The organism is Cupriavidus malaysiensis (assembly GCF_001854325.1).
Classification (GTDB): domain Bacteria; phylum Pseudomonadota; class Gammaproteobacteria; order Burkholderiales; family Burkholderiaceae; genus Cupriavidus; species Cupriavidus malaysiensis.
Genome location: NZ_CP017754.1, coordinates 520300 through 538891, shown reverse-complemented (window position 1 = coordinate 538891; position 18592 = coordinate 520300). Strand labels below are relative to the sequence as shown.

The following is an 18592-nucleotide window of genomic DNA, read 5'->3' as shown; positions in this document are numbered from 1 at the left end:
GCGGACGTCGCTCAGGCCCAGCCGCACGCGGCGAGGATCATGTCGATCACCTTGATGCCGGCGAAGGGCACGACGATGCCGCCCAGGCCGTAGATCAGCAGGTTGCGGCGCAGCAGCGTGGCGGCGCCGAGCGGCCGGTACACCACGCCCTTGAGCGCCAGCGGGATCAGCACCACGATGATCAGCGCGTTGAAGATCACCGCCGACAGGATGGCCGAGCCCGGCGTCGCCAGTCCCATCACGTTGAGCTGGTTGAGCTGCGGATAGGTGGTGGCGAAGGCCGCCGGGATGATGGCGAAGTACTTGGCCACGTCGTTGGCCACGCTGAAGGTGGTCAGCGAGCCGCGCGTCATCAGCATCTGCTTGCCGATCTCGACGATCTCGATCAGCTTGGTCGGGTTGCTGTCGAGGTCGACCATATTGCCGGCCTCCTTGGCGGCCTGCGTGCCGCTGTTCATCGCCACCGCCACGTCGGCCTGGGCCAGCGCGGGAGCGTCGTTGGTGCCGTCGCCGGTCATCGCCACCAGCCGGCCTTCGGCCTGGTACTGGCGGATCAGCTTGAGCTTGGCCTCGGGCGTGGCTTCGGCGAGGAAGTCGTCGACGCCCGCCTCGGCGGCGATCGAGGCCGCGGTCAGGCGGTTGTCGCCGGTGATCATGACGGTCTTGATGCCCATGCGGCGCAGCTCGCCGAAGCGCTCGCGGATGCCCGCCTTGACGATGTCCTTCAGCTCCACCACGCCGAGCACGCGCACGATGGCGTCGGGCGCGTCGGTGCGCCCGGACGGGCCCGCCGCGGCTTCGGCCACCACCAGCGGCGTGCTGCCGACGCGCGCCACGTCATCCACCGCCTGCAGCACGGCGTCGGGAAACTTGCCGGCGCGCTCGGTGACGTACTTGCGCACCGCGTCGGCGGCCCCCTTGCGCACGCTGCGCTGCGCCGCGCCACCCACGGCCCCGGCGCCGACATCGACGCCGCTCATGCGGGTCTGCGCGGTGAACGGCACGAACACGTGCCCGGCCGGGTCCACGCCGTCCGGCAGCGCCGTGCCCGACTGCTGGCGGGCCAGCATGACGATGCTGCGCCCTTCCGGCGTCTCGTCGGCCAGCGACGACAGCCAGGCCGCCTCGGCCAGCTGCTGCGGCGTGACGCCGGGCGCCGGGATGAAGCGCGAGGCCTGGCGGTTGCCGTGCGTGATGGTGCCGGTCTTGTCCAGCAGCAGCACGTCGACGTCGCCGGCGGCCTCGACCGCGCGGCCCGAGGTGGCGATCACATTGGCTTCCATCATGCGGCTCATGCCGGCCACGCCGATGGCCGACAGCAGGCCGCCGATGGTGGTCGGGATCAGGCACACCAGCAGCGCCACCAGCACGGTGATGGTGACCGGCAGGCCGGCCTTGGTCACCAGCACGCTGTAGACCGAGAACGGCTGCAGCGTGGCGGTGGCCAGCAGCAGCACGATGGTCAGGCCCACCAGCAGGATGGTCAGCGCCAGTTCGTTGGGCGTCTTCTGGCGCTTGGCGCCCTCGACCATGGTGATCATGCGGTCGATGAAGCTTTCGCCCGGGTTGGTGGTGATGCGCACCACGATCCAGTCGGACAGCACGCGCGTGCCGCCGGTGACCGAGGAGAAGTCGCCGCCGGACTCGCGGATCACGGGCGCCGATTCGCCGGTGATGGCGCTCTCGTCGACCGAGGCCACGCCCTCGATCACCTCGCCGTCGCCGGGGATCATGTCGCCCGCCTCGACCAGCACCACGTCGCCGCGGCGCAGCGCGGTCGCCGCGCGCGGCTCGGTGGCGGCGCCCGGCCCCTGCCTGGCGCCGCTCTTGAGCAGCTTGGCCGTCACCGTCGTCTTCAGCCCGCGCAGCGCCTCGGCCTGCTGCTTGCTGCGGCCCTCGGCCAGCGCCTCGGCGAAGTTGGCGAACAGCAGCGTGAACCACAGCCACACCGTCACCGCCAGGATGAAGGCGGCGCTCTCCCCGCCCGCCGCCGCCGGCGCGAACAGCGCGCGCAAGTACAGCACCGTGGTGAGGATGCTGCCGACGTAGACGACGAACATCACCGGGTTGCGCAGCTGGTCGCGCGGCGACAGCTTCTTGAAGGATTCCAGCAGCGCCGGCTTGACCAGCTCGGGCGCGAACATGCCGCGCGGACCGGGCCGGTGGTGGCCGCCGCCCGCCCTGCCGTGGGTGGGCGCGCCGGTGGCCTGTGCCGTATCGGCGGAAGCCGCGCCGCCGGCCTTGGCTTGCGCGGTCATGGAGTCTTGTTGCATGCGTTTCTCCGCAATCACCTGGTAGCTGCCGGCGTGCGCCCTGGGCACCCCGCCGGCAGCCGGATTCCTGCCTGTTGTGTCTTGTTTCCGTTCTTCCGCTTTGCGCTTTCCGCTTGGCTCGTTGCGCCGCGAGCGGCGACGCTCACGGCGCGGCGGCGGCCACGGGTCCCTGCAGCTGCTCCGCCACCGGACCGAGGGCCAGCGCGGGGATATAGGTCAGCGCGCCCACCATCAGCACCGAGCCGACCAGCAGCACCACGAACAGCGGGCCGTGCGTGGGCATGCTGCCGCCCGTCGCCGGCAGCCGCTTCTTGGCCGCCAGCGAGCCGGCCATGGCCAGGATGGGCACGATGATCCAGAAGCGGCCGAACCACATCGCCGCGGCCAGCAGCACGTTGTAGAAGGGCGTGTTGGCCGACAGCCCGGCGAAGGCGCTGCCGTTGTTGTTGGACGCCGAGGACAGCGCGTAGAGGATCTCCGAGAAGCCGTGCGTGCCCGGGTTGAACACGCCGGCGCGCCCGGCCTCGCTCATCACCGCCACCGAGGTGCCGAGCAGCACCAGCAGCGGCGTGACGAGGATGGCCACCGCGGTCATCTTCATCTCGTAGGCCTCGATCTTCTTGCCCAGGTATTCCGGCGTGCGCCCGATCATCAGGCCGGCGATGAAGACCGCCAGCACCGCGTAGACCAGCATGCCGTACAGGCCGGAGCCGACGCCGCCGAACACCACCTCGCCGAGCTGCATCAGCAGCATCGGCACGGCGCCGCCGATGGCGGTGAAGGAGTCGTGCATGGCATTGACCGCGCCGCACGAAGCCGCCGTGGTGATGGTGGCGAACAGCGCGGTGGCGGCGATGCCGAAGCGCGATTCCTTGCCTTCCATATTGCCGCCGGCCTGCAGCAGCGAGGCGGCATGGTCGACCGGCAGGCCGGCCAGCGCGGCATTGGCCTGCTGCTCGGAGAGCGCCGCCGCGCACGCCATGGCGACGAAGATCACCGTCATCGCGGCCAGCACCGCCACCCCCTGGCGCCGGTCGCGCACCATCTCGCCGAAGCTGAAGCACAGCGCCGCCGGGATCAGGAAGATGGCCAGCATCTCGATCAGGTTGCTCAGCTCGGTCGGGTTCTCGAAGGGGTGGGCCGAGTTGGCATTGAAGAAGCCGCCGCCGTTGGTGCCCAGCATCTTGATGGCTTCCTGCGAGGCCACCGGGCCCATCGCCAGCGTCTGCTTGTCGGTGCGGGCCGGCTCGGTGACCGGCTGGCCCTTGGCGTCGAGCACCGGCTGGCCGGCCGCGTCGACCTTGGGCTGGCTGTATTCGACCGCCTGCACCAGGCCGACATCCCGGTAGGCGTCGAAGTTCTGGATCACGCCCTGGCTGACCAGCGCCAGCGCCATCACCACCGACAGCGGCAGCAGCACGTACAGCGTGGAGCGCGTCATGTCGACCCAGAAGTTGCCGATGGTGGACGCGTTCTGGCGCGCGAAGCCGCGGATCAGCGCGAACACCACGGCAATGCCGGTGGCCGCCGAGACAAAGTTCTGCACCGTCAGCGCCAGCATCTGCGTCAGGTAGCTCATGGTGGACTCGCCCGCGTAGCCCTGCCAGTTCGTGTTGGTGACGAAGCTGACCGCGGTATTGAAGGCGGAATCCGGCGAGACCGCGCCGAAGCCTTGCGGGTTCAGCGGCAGCAGCCCCTGCACGCGCTGCAGCGCATAGACCGCCACCACGCCCAGCAGGTTGAAGGCGATCACGGCCACCGCGTACTGCTTCCAGCCCATCTCGGCGCCCGGGCGCACGCCGCCCAGGCGGTACAGCAAGCGCTCGAGCGGACGGCCCCAGGCGGTCAGGCCGTAGCTTCCATCCTCCATCGCGCGGCGGATATAGCGGCCGAGAAAAGGCGCGGCGGCCAGCAGGATGGCCAGGTAGAGGGCCAGCAGGCCCAGGAATTCGGTGGACATCAGAATTTCTCCGGCCGGAACAGCGCGATGAGGAGGTAGACGAAGACGACGACGGCGAGCGCGCCGCCCAGCAGATCAGCCCAGTCCATCACAGCCCCCTGTCCTGTGCACTGTGTTTTCCCGACGGCGCGCCGGAGTCGCCGCCCCCCTGTCGATCGCCGCCCGGCGGCGTCCTGGCGCCGAGCGCGGCGCACAGGATGAGCAGCGCGCCGGTCAGCGCGCCGAACAGCAGCAGCACGATGAAATAGATCCCGTCCATGGCAGATATGAAGCGTGCGTGGTTGACGCCTCGCAGATTAGGGACGGAACGGTAAAAACGGGATAGAGAGGCGGGAGGGGGGTGTAAAGAAGATATAAAGACGGCGCGTGCCGCGTCAGGCGGCCCGGGCGTGCGCCGCCCGCCGCCCGCAGCGCACATGCCGGCCGTGGCCGCCGTCAGGTCCTGCCCGCCTTGCGCACGTTGCGTACGTTGCGCACGTTGTGCCCGTTGTGCGCCTTGCGCCAGCGCACGGCAGCGCGCCGCTTGCGGCACTGCCCCGCGTGCACGGCGGAATTGTTACAGTTCGTGCGGCAGACGACGTTAGAATGTGGCATTTCCACGGTCACCGGCTCCATGTCCCAGAAGAAATCGCCACGCTTCGAGCTGCGCAGTGGCAACGTCGACGCCCTCCTTCTCTCCCTCGAGACCGCTGACGTGCCCGCGCTCCGGGACGATCTGCTGTCCCGCTTCGAAGCCACGCCGGATTTCTTCTCCGACGACGTCGTCGCGCTGGACCTGCGCCGCCTGCCCGACGAGGCGCCGGTCGCGCTGGAACAGGTGATCGATACGCTGTCCACCCTCAAGGCCCGCGCCATCGGCGTGGTGGCGCGTCCCGACCAGCGCGGCTGGGCCGGCGCCTTCGGCCTGCCGCTGCTCGACAGCCAGAGCCGGCGCGGCGCCAGGGCGGGCCAGCCGGCCCGGGCGGCGCAGGACGCCGACGAGGCAGCACCGGCCGCCGCCGAGACCGCCGCGCCGGCGCCGGCCCCCGCGCCCGAACCGGTGCGGCAGGCGGTGCCGACCCTGGTGATCGACCGGCCGCTGCGCTCGGGCCAGCAGATCTACGCCCAGGGCGACGTGGTCATCCTCGACCTGGTCAGCTACGGCGCCGAAGTCATCGCCGAGGGCAACATCCATATCTATGCCCCGCTGCGCGGCCGCGCGCTGGCGGGTGTCAAGGGCAATCCGGACGCGCGCATCTTCTGCACCTGCCTGGAGCCCGAACTGATCTCCATCGCCGGCATCTATCGCACCGCCGAGCAGACGCTGCCGGCGGAGGTACTGGGCAAGTCCGCCCAGGTACGCCTGGCCCAAGAAAAACTGATCCTCGAGCCGCTGCGCATGAAGTGAGCGCCGCCGGCCGAACCTGAACTCAAGCAAGCAACCCTATTACTGGACCAAGAGCCATGGCAAAAATCATCGTTGTGACCTCCGGCAAGGGAGGCGTCGGCAAGACCACCACCAGCGCCAGCTTTGCGGCGGGCCTGGCCCTGCGCGGCCACAAGACGGCCGTCATCGACTTCGACGTCGGCCTGCGCAACCTCGACCTGATCATGGGCTGCGAGCGCCGGGTGGTCTACGACCTGATCAACGTGGTGCAGAACGAGGCCAACCTGAACCAGGCCCTGATCAAGGACAAGAAGTGCGAGAACCTGTTCATCCTGCCGGCCTCGCAGACGCGCGACAAGGACGCGCTGACCCGTGACGGCGTCGAGCGGGTCATCAACGGCCTGACCGACATGGGCTTCGAGTACATCGTCTGCGATTCGCCGGCCGGTATCGAGAGCGGCGCGCTGATGGCCATGTACTTCGCCGACGAAGCGCTGGTGGTCACCAACCCCGAAGTATCCTCGGTGCGCGACTCCGACCGCATCCTGGGCATCCTGGCTTCCAAGACCAAGCGCGCCACCGAGGGCGGCGAGCCGATCAAGGAACACCTGCTGATCACCCGCTACAACGCCAAGCGCGTGCATGGCGGCGAGATGCTGTCGCTGACCGACATCCAGGAAATCCTGCGCATCAAGCTGATCGGCGTGGTGCCGGAATCCGAGGCGGTGCTGCATGCCTCCAACCAGGGCACGCCGGCCATCCACCTGGAAGGCACCGACGTGGCCGATGCCTACGCCGACGTGGTCGACCGCTTCCTCGGCAAGGACAAGCCGATGCGCTTCACCGACTACCAGAAGCCCGGCCTGCTGTCCCGCATCTTCGGCAGCAAGTAACCCAAGGAGGACCGTACCCATGTCGATTCTGTCCTTCCTGCTGGGGGAGAAGAAAAAGTCCGCGTCGGTGGCCAAGGAGCGCCTGCAGATCATCCTGGCGCACGAGCGCACCGGCCACTCGGCCCCGGCCGACTACCTGCCGGCACTGCAGCGCGAGCTGGTGGCGGTGATCTCCAAGTACGTCAAGATCAGCGACGAGGACCTGCGCGTGAGCCTGGAGCGCCAGGACAACCTCGAAGTGCTCGAGGTCAAGATCGAGATCCCGCAGGGCTGATCGCGGCGGCCGGGCCGGCCCCGGCCGGCCCTTTGCCTTCCCCGCGCCGCCGCGCGCGCCGCTCCCGCGCCCCTCCCGCCTCCATCCCGCCTCCATCCCGCTTCCCCCTCCCCCGCGCGCCCGCCGGCGGCTGTGGCGGCGGCGGCACGTCGTGGCGCCTGCGGCGTGTCCAGCGCCACGGCGTGCCTTCTTATCCCCCCTTTGGGGCATATCCCACCCGTTCCAGCGGGGACACCTGCGGCCTGGTGTCGCGGCCTGACAACGTTTTGGCCGGGAAATGTACGCTCAATTGTCCGGTTTGCTCCTAAGTTCCCGTCGTTTTGATAAATTTTGGCGGCGTTATGACAAGACGTAACCATGTGTGCCGCCGCGATCCGGTGCCACGCAATCAGAACGACAGAAAAGGAGCACCATGAAGAAATCAGCCCTGACCCTCGCAGCGGGCGCCCTGCTGGCCAGCAGCGCCTACGCCCAGTCCTCCTCGGTCACCCTGTACGGCATCGCTGACGTCAGCGTCCGCTACACGACCAACTCGAACGCCAAGAACGACGGCCAGTTCCAGATGACCGACGGCGCCGTGACGCAAAGCCGCTGGGGCCTGAAGGGCGCGGAAGACCTGGGTAACAACCTGAAGGCGATCTTCCAGCTGGAAAACGGCTACAGCATCGACACCGGCGCCAAGAACGACTCCTCGCGCCTGTTCAATCGTCAGGCCTACGTCGGCCTGGCCGGCGACTTCGGCACCGTCAAGCTGGGCCGCCAGTACACCGAAGGCTTCAACTTCTTCGGCGACTTCGATCCGCTGACCATCGGCAACTACACCGCCAACGCCTGGCCGTTCTTCCTGACCCAGTTCCGCCGCGACAACGTCATCAGCTACTCCGGCGCGTTCGGCGGCCTGAACGTCGGCGCCAGCTACGGCTTCGGCGAGCAGCCCGGCAGCATCACCACCAACCAGTACTGGGGTACCCGCGCGTCCTACAGCATGGGACCGTTCGCCGTCGGTGGCGTCTACCAGGAAATCCGCGACATCAACGGCAACAAGCAGCAGATGTGGGGCGCCTCCGGCAAGTACGGCATCGGCCCTGCCAAGCTGTTCCTGGGCTACATCGGTGGCAAGGACCGCACCGGCATCATCGACAACGGCTTCATGAACGCCGACGCGTCGATCAGCGGCAACCGGGTCCCGGCCGGCGGCAACTTCCAGAACAACCCGCGCAAGGACACCGCCGGCTTCCTCGGCGTGACCTACCAGGCCACCCCGGCCCTGGCGCTGACGGGCGTGTTCTACGCCGACCACATCACCAATGTGAACGGTGTGTCGAACAACGCCGGCAACCGCTACACCGGCGTGCTGCTGGCCGAGTACTCGCTGTCCAAGCGCACCCAGCTGTACGGCACCGTGGACTACAACAAGGTGACCGGCGGCGCCGTCACCGAACTGCCGGGCCGCAACAACCAGCTCGGCGTGGCAACGGGTATCCGCCACATCTTCTGATGCCCGGCTGGCACTGCCAGCGGCACGGAAGCCACGAAGAAAGGCACCTGCGGGTGCCTTTTTTCATGGTGGATGCGCCCGCGCGGGCGCGCTCAGGCCGCGGCCATCGCCTCGGCGCCGTCGGACCCGCCGCGCTCCAGCCACTCCAGCCGGTAGCCGTGCGTGTACACCGGCACCAATTGCATGCCGTTGCACGGATGCAGGCCGAGCTTGCCGCGCACGCGTGACATATGGGTATCGATGGTGCGCGACAGCGGCGAGATCTCGCGCCCCCACACGGCCGCCACGATGTGGTCGCGCGAGACGATGCGGCCTTCGTTGCGGAACAGCAGCACGGCCAGGTCAAACTCCTTCGGCGTCAGCTTGAGCGGCCGGCCGTGCCGCGCGGCCGAGCGGGCCGCGCAGTCGAGCGTGTAGCCGCCCAGCTCGATGGGCGAGTTGCCCGGGCGCGGGCCGGCGGCGGCGCGGCGCAGCAGGGCCTGCAGGCGCGCCACCAGCTCGGCCGGCCGGATCGGCTTGACCATGTAGTCGTCGGCGCCGGCATGCAGCCCGCCGACGATGTCTTCCTCCGCGTCGCGGCAGCTCAGGAACATGGCGGGCACGCGCCGGTCCACGTTGGCGCGGACCCAGCACAGCAGGTCCTTGCCGCTCATGTCGGGCAGCTGCCAGTCGAGCAGCAGGACATCGAAGCTGTGCTCGCGCAGGCTCAGCATCAGCTCGCGCCCGGCTTCGAAGCTGACGCAGTGCAGGCCGGCATTGCGCAGCACATGCTGGATCCATGCGGCCTGCGCCGGGTCGTCTTCGAGCGATGCGATTCTCGTTTCCATCGGATTTGCCTCCATCTGCCAGCCGCCTCGTGTGCGCCGGCCCCGCGCCGGCATCGCCGCGCGCCGGACGGCAGGCGGCGCAGGGCAGCACCATTCAAGCGCTTGCCCCAGGCAAACACACTGAGACAAATCTCAAATCGAACAGCGATTGTGTTGCGGGGAACCGGGCAGGCCGGTGGCGCGGCTGCGGAGACAAATTTTGACTTTGGCCGCCACCGGGACCGCGTCTAACATGGCGGACCGATCCGAGCGTGCCAGGAGGGATTTCGATGAAGGTCGCTGCCTTGCAGGACGATCCGACGCAGGCCCTGCTGCTGGAGCAGACCCTGCTGCTGAACGGGCACAGCTGCGTGCGCTTCCGCGGCGGCCAGGCGCTGATGCAGGCGCTGCGCCGGGAGTCGTTCGACATGCTGCTGCTCGACTGGGAAGTACGCGGCATCGCCGGCCGCGACGTGCTGCTGTGGATCCGGCGCGCGCTCGGCGCCGCGCTGCCCGTCATGCTGCTGAGCGAGCGCGACGACGAGGCCCATATCGCCAACTGCTTCGCCGACGGGGCCGATGCCTTCGTCGCCAAGCCGCTGCGCCATGGCGAGCTGGCCGCGCGCGTGCAGGCGCTGGCGCGGCGCACCGCGCCGGCGGCCGGCTGCGGCGACCTGGTGGTGGGCGTGTTCCGCTTCGCCCTGGCCGAGCGGCGCGCCTACGTGCGCAACCGCTGCGTGCCGCTGGCACCCAAGGAGTTCGACCTGGCCGTGCTGCTGTTCCGCCATGCCGGCCAGCTGGTGCTGCGCCAGATCCTGTGCGAGCGCGTGTGGCGGCGCGCCGTGCCGCAGACCTCGCGCACCATCGACAGCCACCTGTCGCGCGTGCGCACCAAGCTGGGCCTGTGGCCGCACAACGGCGTGCGGCTCAGCGCCATCTGCGCGGTCGGCTGCCGCCTCGACCTGCTCGAGCCGCGCAGCCTGGCGGAGCTGCGCGGACTCAGTCCTCCTTGATACCCGCCTCGCGCACGATGCGCGCGTTGTCCTCGTATTCGCCGCGGATGGCCGCGGCGAACTGGGCTGCGCTGCCACCGGTCGGCACCACGCCGCCCTTGAGCAGGCGGTCGCGCACGTCCGGCTCGGCCAGCGCCTTGTTCAGCTCGGTGTTGAGCCTGGCGAGGATGGCGGGCGGCGTCTTGGCCGGGGCGAAGATGCCGAAGGTCGAGGTCAGGTTGGCCCTGGGAATGCCCAGCTCGGCGAAGGTCGGCACCGCGGGCAGCGATTCCAGGCGCTTGGGCGCGCCCACCGCCAGCGGCCGCAGGCGGCCGGCCTGCATGTGCTGGGTCAGCATCGGGCTGGCATTGGTGCTCATCACCTCGAACTGGCCGCCGAGCGCGTCATTGAGCTGCTGGCCCGCACCCTTGTAGGGCACCATGATCAGGTCGGTCCTGGTCTTGGCCTTGATCTGCTCCAGCATCACGTGGCCGATGGTGCCCTGTCCGGAGGTGGCCCAGCGCACCGAGCCCGGTTTGGCCTTGGCCTGCGCCAGCAGGTCCTGGAAGGTCTTGCCCTGGAAGCTGTGGGTCGCCACCACCAGCACCGGGGAATACATCACGCTCATCACCGGCGCGATATCGTGCTTCGGATCGTAGTTGACGTGGGACACGTGCGGCGTCAGCGTCAGCGGGCTGGTCGAGGAGAAGCCCAGCGTGTAGCCGTCGGCCGGTGCCTTGGCCACGGCATCGATGCCGATGCTGCCGCCCGCGCCGCCGCGGTTCTCGACCACCACCGAGGTGCCCAGCTGCGCCGACAGCTTTTCGCCCAGTGCGCGCGCCACCGTGTCACTGATGCCGCCGCTCGGATAGGCCACGATCAGGCGGATCGGGCGGCTGGGGAAATTGTCGGGCGCGGCAAGGGCCGTGCCCGCGCAGGCTGCGAGCGACAGGGCGGCCAGCGAGCGGAGGCGGGAGGAAAGAGCCATGGGTGAGGATGCTGCCAAGAATGAAGGAGACGGGGCCGACGCGCGGCGATGGGCGCTGGGCGATAGGTGACAGGCGGCGCTCGGCCAGCGCGCGCGGCGGTGCGCAAGGACGCTATCTTAGCCGATCGGGATCATGCGCTCCGCGCAGGGCGTACCGCGCCGCGCATGCTCGCCTACGTGGTCAGCGGACGCGCCGGCGCCCACGCCACGAAGGGTTCGCCGGCACGGTCATAGAGCCGCCACTCGGTGCCGCAGTCACGGCAGACGAAGGTCAGCTTGCTGTAGGCCACGCCGGCCTCGCATTGCTCCGTGACCGGGGCCGTGTGCTGCAGGGCCAGGCCGGCATGCGGCTCGCGCCGGCGCGCATCGGCCGCCAGCGCGCGGCAGCGGGCGCAGGCGGGCACGGTCGCGGCCGGCGGGGTGGGGAGGGCGTCTGACTTCATGTCCGCATGATGCCGCAAAACGCGGCGCCGCAACATCCACGCGGCCACGGCCCGGGCCGTGGCCGATACCGCGCCTGCATGGGAAATTGGCCGCAGTTGCCCGCCGTTGGCGCCCGATCGGCCGCCGGGGAAGTGCCACGTGCGCCACAGTGATGCCACAATGCGCGCTCCGCGCCCGCGCGCAACACCCTCCGACCGATGACGACAGCCACCCGCGACACCCCGCCTGCCCTGCCTGCCAAGCCTGCCGTCACGCCCTGTGCACTGCGTCCCGCGCACGTGGCCGTCCTCGGTGCCGCCGGAGGCCTCGGCCAGGGCATCCTGGCCAGGTGCCGCGCCCTGGGCATTGGCTTCACCGCCATCGTGCGCTCGCGCCCCGAGCGCATCGGCGCGGTGCCCACCGGTTCCCGTATCGCGGTGGTGCCGGCGCTGGCCGACGGCGACGCCCTGGCGCGCGCCTTCGCGGGCGCCGGCGCCGTGCTGAGCGCGGTCGGTGTGACCGCAACCAGCCAGGACCCGTCGGCCTTGCTATCGCGGCACCTGGCCACACTCGAAAGCGCGATGCAGGCGGCCGGCGTGGATCGCATCCTGCTGGTCAACACCCTGCTGAGCGCACCGCCCGGCCAGCCGGCCAGCCGGCTGATGCGCGCCTTCGCCCGGCTGCCCGGACGCATGGGCCGCGGCGCCGCGGAATTGCAGGCGGTGGTCGATGGCCTGGGCGCCGGCGCCCTGTCCTCGCTGCGCTGGACCCTGGTGCGCGCCGCCGTCAATGCGCGCGGACGCGACGAGGCACCGGCCGCCGGCACCGGCTGGGCCGACGCCGGCAATTCCTGGCTGCCGGTCTCCTATGCGGCCATGGCCCGCTGGATGCTGGACGAGGCGGCGGCCTGCCGCTTCGTGCGCGCCGCGCCGCTGGTCTCACGGCGCCGCGGCTGAGCGCGCCGCCGGCGCGGCCGCGGGACCGCGCGCGGCGCCGCCTTGCTGGCCGAGCCAGACGCTGGCCAGCACCAGCAGCGCGCCGGCCATCTGCAGCGGCGTCAATGCCTGGCCGAGCACGGCATAGCCCAGCAAGGTCGCCACCACCGGGCTCAGCAGGCCCAGCGCCGACACCGCCGGTATCGGCAGGCGCGCGATGCCGCGGAACCACAGCGCGTAGCTCACCCCCGCGCCGGCCACGACGAGCCAGGCATAGGCGGCGAGCTGGACCGCGCCGAGCCTGGCCGGCAGGGGTTCCAGCGCCAGCGCGAAGGGCAGCAGGAACAGGCCGCCGCTGCACAACTGCCAGCCGGTCAGCACCAGCGGTGCCACCGGCGGCCGCCAGCGGCGCGTCAGCACGGTTCCCACCGCCATCGACACGGCCCCGGCCGCCGCAGCCGCCAGCCCGACCGCGTCCAGGCGCGCCGCCGGCCCCAGCACCAGCAGGGCCACGCCCAGCAGGCCGCCGGCGCCGGCCGCCCAGGCCAGCGCGCCCGGGCGCGTGCCGAGCAGCGTCCAGGCCAGGGCCACCACCAGCAGCGGCTGGATCGCGCCCACCGTCGCCGCCACCCCGCCCGGCAGGCGGTAGGCGGCCATGAAGAGCATGGCCTGGAAGAAACCGATATTGAGCACGCCCAGCAGCGCCGCCTTCCACCACCAGTTGCCGCGCGGCAGGCGCCGCCCCAGCAGCAGCAGCACCAGGCCGGCCGGTAGCGCGCGGATCACCCCCGACAGCAAGGGCTGGCCCGGCGGCAGCCATTGGCTGGTGACCAGGTAGGTGCTGCCCCAGATCGCCGGCGCAAGGGCCGTCAGCAGCGTATCCAGGCCATGGCGGCGCGGCGGCGCCGGCCCGTCCGTGCCAGCCATGTCTTGCGATCCGGCGGAACCGGCGGAACCGGCGGAATGCGGGGCGCGTGTCAGTTGATCTTCGTTCATATCAAGAATCTCGACATCAAGATAAAAACCACTTTACGAAGCGAATATCTCGATGTCAAGATTCCCATATCGTCGCCACGACCTTTGGCCCACCACCGCGATGGCCACACGCTCCAGCAAACCCTCCCCCGCCGGCCCCGCACGCCGCGCCGCCGCGCGCCGCGACGGCGGCGCACCTGCCCCCCACCAGCCCGACCCGGCCGACCGCGTCGACCGCATCCTGGCGCAATGGGCGCGCGAACGGCCCGACCTCGATGCCTCGCCGATGGGCGTGATCGGCCGCCTGTGGCGCCTCGACCGCCATACCGACCGCGCCGTCGAAGCCGCGCTGGCCACGGCGGGCCTGAACGGCTGGGAGTTCGACGTGCTCGCCACGCTGCGCCGCAGCGGCGCCCCTTACGCCTTGTCGCCGGGCGCGCTGATGGAATCGCTGATGATCACCTCGGGCACCATGACCAACCGGCTCGACCACCTGGAACGCGCCGGCCTGGTGCGCCGCAGCCCCAACCCGGACGACCGCCGCGGCCTGCGCATCGAACTGACGCCGGCCGGCTTCGAACGGGTGGACCGCGCGCTGGAGATCCACGTGGCCAACGAGCACCGCCTGCTGGCCGGCCTGGCGCCGGCCGAGCGCGAGCAGTTGGCCGGCTTGCTGCGGCGCCTGCTGCTGTCCTTCGAACCGCCGGCCTGAAGCCGCGCCCCGGCGCGCCGACCGCGCCGCCGCTGCTGCGGCGGCGGCCGGGTGCGCGCGCTTCTTGCTTACCGCTGTCCTTCCACCCTGCCCACGGAGTCCCACGCATGCGCCCCTCGTCTTCCCCCCGCCTGATCCACGCCCTGCGCCCCGCCGCGCTGGCCGCCTGCGCCGCGCTGTGCGCCAGCCTCGCGGCCGGCGCCTACGCCGCGCCGGTGGAACCGGCCTGGCAGCTGTCGCAGCAGGAGAAGCCGGCCCTGCTCGATACGCTCAAGGACCTGGTCTCGATCGAGTCGGGCAGCAAGGACCTCGAAGGCCTGGATCGCATCGCCACCTTGATCCGCGACCGCCTGGCGGCGCTCGGCGGCGACGCCAGGCTGGTCGAGCCGGGCGAGGTCTACCGCATGGAAGACACGCCGCAGAAGGTCGGCAAGATGGTGCTGGCGCAGTTCCGCGGCAAGGGCACGCGCAAGATCATGCTGATCGCCCACATGGATACGGTCTACCTGCGCGGCATGCTGGCGCAGCAACCCTTCCGCATCGACGGCGAGCGCGCCTACGGGCTGGGCATCGCCGACGACAAGAACGGCGTGGCGGTGATCCTGCACACCCTGGCGGTGCTGAAGAAGATGAACTTCCAGGACTACGGCACGCTGACCGTGCTGGTCAACGGCGACGAGGAGATCAGCTCGCCCGGCGCGCGCGCCATGCTGAGCCGGCTCGGCGCCGAGCAGGACGCGGTGTTCTCGTGCGAGGCCACGCGCGTCAACGGCGACCGCCTGTCGCTGGCCACCAGCGGCATCGGCGCCGTCGAGCTCAAGGTGACGGGCAAGGCTTCGCACGCCGGCGGCGCGCCGGAGCAGGGCCGCAACGCGCTCTACGAACTGTCGCACCAGGTGCTGCAGATGCGCGACCTGTCCGACCCGGCGAGCGGGCTGAAGGTCAACTGGACCATCGCCTCGGCCGGCACCAACCGCAACGTGATCCCCGCCATCGCCAGCGCCCAGGCCGACGTGCGCGTGCTGCGCACGGCCGACTACGACGCGCTCGAGCGCAAGCTGCAGGAACGCATCAAGAACCAGTTGATCCCCGACACCAAGGTCGAGGTCAGGTTCGAGCGCCGCCGCCCGCCGCTGGAAGCCACGCCGGCCTCGCGCGCGCTGGCCGCGCACGCACAGACGGTCTATGCCGAGATCGGCGAGAAGCTGGCGGTGTTCGACACCGCCGAGGGCGGCGGCACCGACGCGGCCTTCGCCGCCGCCGCCACCAAGGCGCCGGTGATCGAGCGCTTCGGCCTGCGCGGCTTCGGCGCGCACTCGAACGATGCCGAGTACGTCGACCTCAACTCGGTGGCGCCGCGCCTCTACCTGCTGACGCGCATGATCATGGACGTGTCGCAGGACAAGACCGGGCGCTGAGCCACGCGCCGCGCGGGACCGGCACCGGCATAGAAAAACGGGGGCAGGCGCCCCCGTTTTCCGTTATCTGTGATCCGTTGACCGCCGCAGCGGCGTCAGGCCTTGCCCTGCCGATGCCGCAGGTCGGGCAGGAACACCGCCAGCAGCCCCAGCAGCGGCAGGAAGGCGCACAGCTGGTAGACCGACTCGATGCCCTGCGCATCGGCCAGCCGGCCCAGCACCGCGGCGCCGATGCCGCCCATGCCGAAGGCGAAGCCGAAGAACAGGCCGGACACCATGCCCACCTTGCCCGGGATCAGCTCCTGCGCGAACACCAGGATGGCCGAGAAGGCCGAGGCCAGGATGAAGCCGATGATGAAGGACAGCACGCCGGTCCAGAACAGGTTGGCATGCGGCAGCATCAGCGTGAACGGCGCCACGCCCAGGATCGAGCCCCAGATCACGCGCTTGCGGCCGATGCGGTCGCCGATCGGGCCGCCCAGGATGGTGCCGGCGGCCACCGCGAACAGGAACACGAACAGGTAGAGCTGCGCGCTCTCGCGCGCCAGCCCGAACTTCTCCATCAGGTAGAAGGTGTAGTAGGTGTTCAGGCTCGCCATGTAGAAGTACTTGGAGAAGATCAGCAGCATCAGCACGACCATCGCCCGCACCACCGTGGCGGTGGGCAGCGGCGCCAGCGTGCCGGCGCCGGCCTTGCGCTTGCGCGCGCCGTGCTCGAGCTGGCGCGCATACCAGCCGCCGATCTGCCACAGCACCGCGATGGCCAGCAGCGCCGCCAGCGAGAACCAGGCCAGGTTCGACTGCTGGTGCACGATCCACGCCGCCAGCAGCGGCCCGGTTGCGCTGCCACCGTTGCCGCCCACCTGGAAGATCGACTGCGCCAGCCCGTGCTGCCCGCCCGACGCCATGCGCGCCACCCGCGACGACTCCGGATGGAAGATCGAGGAACCGGTCCCGACCAGGGCGGCCGCCACCAGCAGCACGCCGTAGGTCGGTGCCACCGACAGCAGCAGCAGGCCGCACAGCGTGAAGCCCATGCCCACCGCCAGCGAGAAAGGCTTGGGATGGCGGTCGGTGTACAGGCCCACCACCGGCTGCAGCAGCGAGGCGGTGATCTGGTAGGTCAGCGTCAGCAGGCCGATCTGGGCGAAGCTCAGGTTGAAGCCCCCCTTCAACATGGGATAGATCGCCAGGATCAGCGACTGGATCATGTCGTTGAGGAAGTGGGCGAAGCTGATCGCCGACAGGACGCGGAAACCGGTACGCTCGGCATCGGCGGCACGATGGGCCGATTGGGCCGATTGGGCTGGCTGGGCCGCACCCGGCGGCGCGGATTGGGCAGGCGTGGACATTGGGGGCGCTCTCTGAGGTCGCTTCAAGGGAATCGTGACGGCCATGCTAATTGCCGCCGCGACGCCTGTCCTGCGAGAATAGGTCCGGAACATTGGAGAAACGGACATGACCCGTCCCACCCGCCGCCTGCCGCCCGCCCCCGCCCCCGACCCGGCCGCCCTGGCCCGCGCCGACACCTACGCCGAAACCCCCGCCTACGTCCGCTACGACCGCGGCCCGATGCCGGTCACCGCCATGGCGGCCGACTACCTGCCCGGCCATGTGACCAAGCCGCACCAGCACCCCCATGCCCAGCTGATCCACGCCGTGCACGGCGTGATGGTGGTCTCCACCGGCGAAGGCCAATGGATCGTGCCGCCCACGCGCGGCATGTGGATGCCGGGCGGCACGGTGCACTGGATCCGCATGGTCGGCCGCGTGCAGATGCGCACCGCCTACGTGCGCCCCGATGCCGCGGCCGGCCTGCCGCAGGGCTGCACCGTGCTGGGCATCTCCGCCCTGCTGCGCGAACTGATCCTGGCCGCCATCGACATCCCCGCCACCTACGCGCCGGACTCGCGCGACGGGCGCCTGATGCGGCTGCTGCTCGACGAAGTGATGCTGGTGCCGACCCTGCCGCTGCACCTGCCGCGCCCCGCCGATGCCGGCCTGCGGCAGATCTGCGAAGCCATCACCGCCACGCCCGACACCGCGCTCACGCTGGCGCAGTGGGGCGGGCGGCTCGGCGTCGATCCCAAGACCATCCAGCGGCGCTTTGCGCGCGAGACCGGCATGACCTTCGGGCAGTGGCGCCAGCAGGCGCGGCTGCTGGCGGCGCTGGAGCGGCTGGCGGCCGGGGTCAAGGTGGTGGATGTGGCGTTGGATCTGGGTTATGAGAGTCCGAGTGCTTTTTCTACGATGTTCAGGAGGCAGTTCGGGGTGCCGCCTAGTGGGTTTTTTCGGTGAGGGGGAATGGGGCTTGGGGCTTGGGGCTTGGGGCTTCGATTCGGGCGTTGTCGGTTTGCGGGGCAACGGCCTGTTTCGGTTCTCGTGACTTGGTGCTTTGGTTCGGGCGATGTCGGTGTGCGAGGCAACGGCCTGTTTCGGTTCTCGTGACTTGGTGCTTTGGTTCGGGCGATGTCGGCGTGCGAGGCAACGGCCTGTTTCGACTCCCCTGCGGGGAGCCGACCTACTTTCTTGTCTTGCCAAGAAAGTAGGCAAAGAAGGCGCGCCGGGTGCGGCTCAACACCCCCTCGCGTGCTGGGGCAAAGAGCGGCCGGGCCCCAACTCGGATCGCCTTAAGGCGATCCTCAGACAGGGGGCCCTCTTTTCCGCTCTTTGCCCCAGCACGCGAGGCGCCGCACACGGCAGGGAACAGATGCCACGCCTCGCTTCGCTTCGGGTGACGGGTGTTCGGCCAGCTCGCTGGCCGAACACGAAAGCTCAGCAGACCAAGCCTTCACGCTATATCGAACTCGTTGGCAGACCGATGGCTTGGCTTTCGCTTTTGCACTCTGTCCAGCGCTTCGGAGATAGATGTTCGGCCAGCCAGCTGGCCGAACACAAAGCCTCAGCAAATCTGGCCGTTACGCAAAAGCGAGCCCGCTCGCGGACCAACGGTTGGCTTTTCCCTCCCGGGTGCAGCGAAACCCCCTCGCGAATGGGAGGGAAAGGCCAAACCTTCGGTATGCGGTTCGGCTTGTTCTTGCGGAATACCTTGGTCTGCCAAGCCATTGTGTTCGGCCAG

Annotated in this window: 18 protein-coding genes; 9 read left to right on the top strand and 9 right to left on the bottom strand. The window is 69.9% G+C overall.

The window, feature by feature from the left end; all coding sequences use genetic code 11:
• Positions 1–11: 11 nt before the first annotated feature.
• The 4 genes from kdpB to BKK80_RS37050 all read right to left on the bottom strand — a co-directional run bounded on the left by kdpB (position 12) and on the right by BKK80_RS37050 (position 4492).
• On the bottom strand, positions 12–2273 hold the full coding sequence (gene kdpB, locus BKK80_RS02215; RefSeq protein WP_071037623.1) for a potassium-transporting ATPase subunit KdpB: 2262 nt from the start codon (positions 2271–2273) through the stop codon (positions 12–14).
• 142 nt (positions 2274–2415) lie between these two features.
• Positions 2416–4233, bottom strand: coding sequence for a potassium-transporting ATPase subunit KdpA (gene kdpA, locus BKK80_RS02210; RefSeq protein WP_071037624.1), 1818 nt, complete (start codon positions 4231–4233; stop codon positions 2416–2418).
• Positions 4233–4322, bottom strand: a complete 90-nt coding sequence (kdpF, locus tag BKK80_RS02205; protein ID WP_071010673.1) for a K(+)-transporting ATPase subunit F — start codon at positions 4320–4322, stop codon at positions 4233–4235. Before kdpF ends, kdpA begins: the two co-directional genes overlap by 1 nt.
• Positions 4322–4492 carry a hypothetical protein gene (locus BKK80_RS37050; RefSeq protein ID WP_167366666.1) on the bottom strand — a complete coding sequence of 57 codons (171 nt, stop codon included), beginning with the start codon at positions 4490–4492 and terminating at the stop codon, positions 4322–4324. The genes kdpF and BKK80_RS37050 overlap by 1 nt, the downstream gene beginning before the upstream one ends.
• Positions 4493–4846: 354 nt before the next feature.
• On the opposite strand from BKK80_RS37050, the gene minC reads away from it, so the two are divergent.
• The 4 genes from minC to BKK80_RS02180 all read left to right on the top strand — a co-directional run bounded on the left by minC (position 4847) and on the right by BKK80_RS02180 (position 8264).
• On the top strand, positions 4847–5620 hold the full coding sequence (minC, locus tag BKK80_RS02195) for a septum site-determining protein MinC (protein WP_071010671.1): 774 nt from the start codon (positions 4847–4849) through the stop codon (positions 5618–5620).
• A 56-nt stretch (positions 5621–5676) separates the two neighbouring features.
• A complete protein-coding gene (gene minD / locus BKK80_RS02190) occupies positions 5677–6492 on the top strand; it encodes a septum site-determining protein MinD (protein WP_071010670.1) in 816 nt (271 codons plus the stop codon).
• A gap of 19 nt (positions 6493–6511) precedes the next feature.
• A complete protein-coding gene (minE, locus tag BKK80_RS02185; protein ID WP_071010669.1) occupies positions 6512–6766 on the top strand; it encodes a cell division topological specificity factor MinE in 255 nt (84 codons plus the stop codon).
• A 412-nt stretch (positions 6767–7178) separates the two neighbouring features.
• Positions 7179–8264: a porin gene (locus BKK80_RS02180; RefSeq protein WP_071010668.1), complete on the top strand. Its 1086-nt coding sequence runs from the start codon at positions 7179–7181 to the stop codon at positions 8262–8264.
• A 92-nt stretch (positions 8265–8356) separates the two neighbouring features.
• Here BKK80_RS02180 and BKK80_RS02175 read toward each other — a convergent pair whose 3' ends face one another.
• On the bottom strand, positions 8357–9091 hold the full coding sequence (locus BKK80_RS02175) for a response regulator transcription factor (protein ID WP_071037626.1): 735 nt from the start codon (positions 9089–9091) through the stop codon (positions 8357–8359).
• A gap of 269 nt (positions 9092–9360) precedes the next feature.
• Between BKK80_RS02175 and BKK80_RS02170 the strand changes: the two genes are divergently transcribed.
• Complete coding sequence (locus tag BKK80_RS02170; protein ID WP_071037627.1) at positions 9361–10083, top strand: response regulator transcription factor; 723 nt, start codon at positions 9361–9363, stop codon at positions 10081–10083.
• Here BKK80_RS02170 and BKK80_RS02165 read toward each other — a convergent pair.
• Positions 10070–11050 carry a Bug family tripartite tricarboxylate transporter substrate binding protein gene (locus tag BKK80_RS02165; RefSeq protein WP_071010665.1) on the bottom strand — a complete coding sequence of 327 codons (981 nt, stop codon included), beginning with the start codon at positions 11048–11050 and terminating at the stop codon, positions 10070–10072. The two genes, BKK80_RS02170 and BKK80_RS02165, sit on opposite strands and share 14 nt — an antisense overlap.
• 173 nt (positions 11051–11223) lie before the next feature.
• Complete coding sequence (locus tag BKK80_RS02160; RefSeq protein WP_157903151.1) at positions 11224–11493, bottom strand: hypothetical protein; 270 nt, start codon at positions 11491–11493, stop codon at positions 11224–11226.
• A 198-nt stretch (positions 11494–11691) separates the two neighbouring features.
• Here BKK80_RS02160 and BKK80_RS02155 point away from each other — a divergent pair, with 198 nt between their 5' ends.
• A complete protein-coding gene (locus BKK80_RS02155) occupies positions 11692–12429 on the top strand; it encodes an NAD(P)H-binding protein (RefSeq protein WP_071068550.1) in 738 nt (245 codons plus the stop codon).
• Here the strand turns inward: BKK80_RS02155 and BKK80_RS02150 are convergent.
• Positions 12412–13335, bottom strand: coding sequence for an EamA family transporter (locus BKK80_RS02150; protein WP_071070635.1), 924 nt, complete (start codon positions 13333–13335; stop codon positions 12412–12414). The genes BKK80_RS02155 and BKK80_RS02150 overlap by 18 nt on opposite strands.
• Positions 13336–13504: 169 nt before the next feature.
• Between BKK80_RS02150 and BKK80_RS02145 the strand changes: the two genes are divergently transcribed.
• A complete protein-coding gene (locus tag BKK80_RS02145; protein ID WP_083383907.1) occupies positions 13505–14095 on the top strand; it encodes a MarR family winged helix-turn-helix transcriptional regulator in 591 nt (196 codons plus the stop codon).
• A 107-nt stretch (positions 14096–14202) separates the two neighbouring features.
• Entirely contained in the window at positions 14203–15513 is a 1311-nt protein-coding gene (locus BKK80_RS02140; RefSeq protein WP_071068549.1) for a M20/M25/M40 family metallo-hydrolase, read from the top strand.
• Positions 15514–15608: 95 nt separating this feature from the next.
• Here the strand turns inward: BKK80_RS02140 and BKK80_RS02135 are convergent, their stop codons facing one another.
• Positions 15609–16865, bottom strand: a complete 1257-nt coding sequence (locus tag BKK80_RS02135) for an MFS transporter (RefSeq protein ID WP_071068548.1) — start codon at positions 16863–16865, stop codon at positions 15609–15611.
• A 106-nt stretch (positions 16866–16971) separates the two neighbouring features.
• Between BKK80_RS02135 and BKK80_RS02130 the strand changes: the two genes are divergently transcribed.
• Entirely contained in the window at positions 16972–17811 is an 840-nt protein-coding gene (locus BKK80_RS02130; RefSeq protein WP_071010660.1) for an AraC family transcriptional regulator, read from the top strand.
• Positions 17812–18592 lie beyond the last annotated feature (781 nt).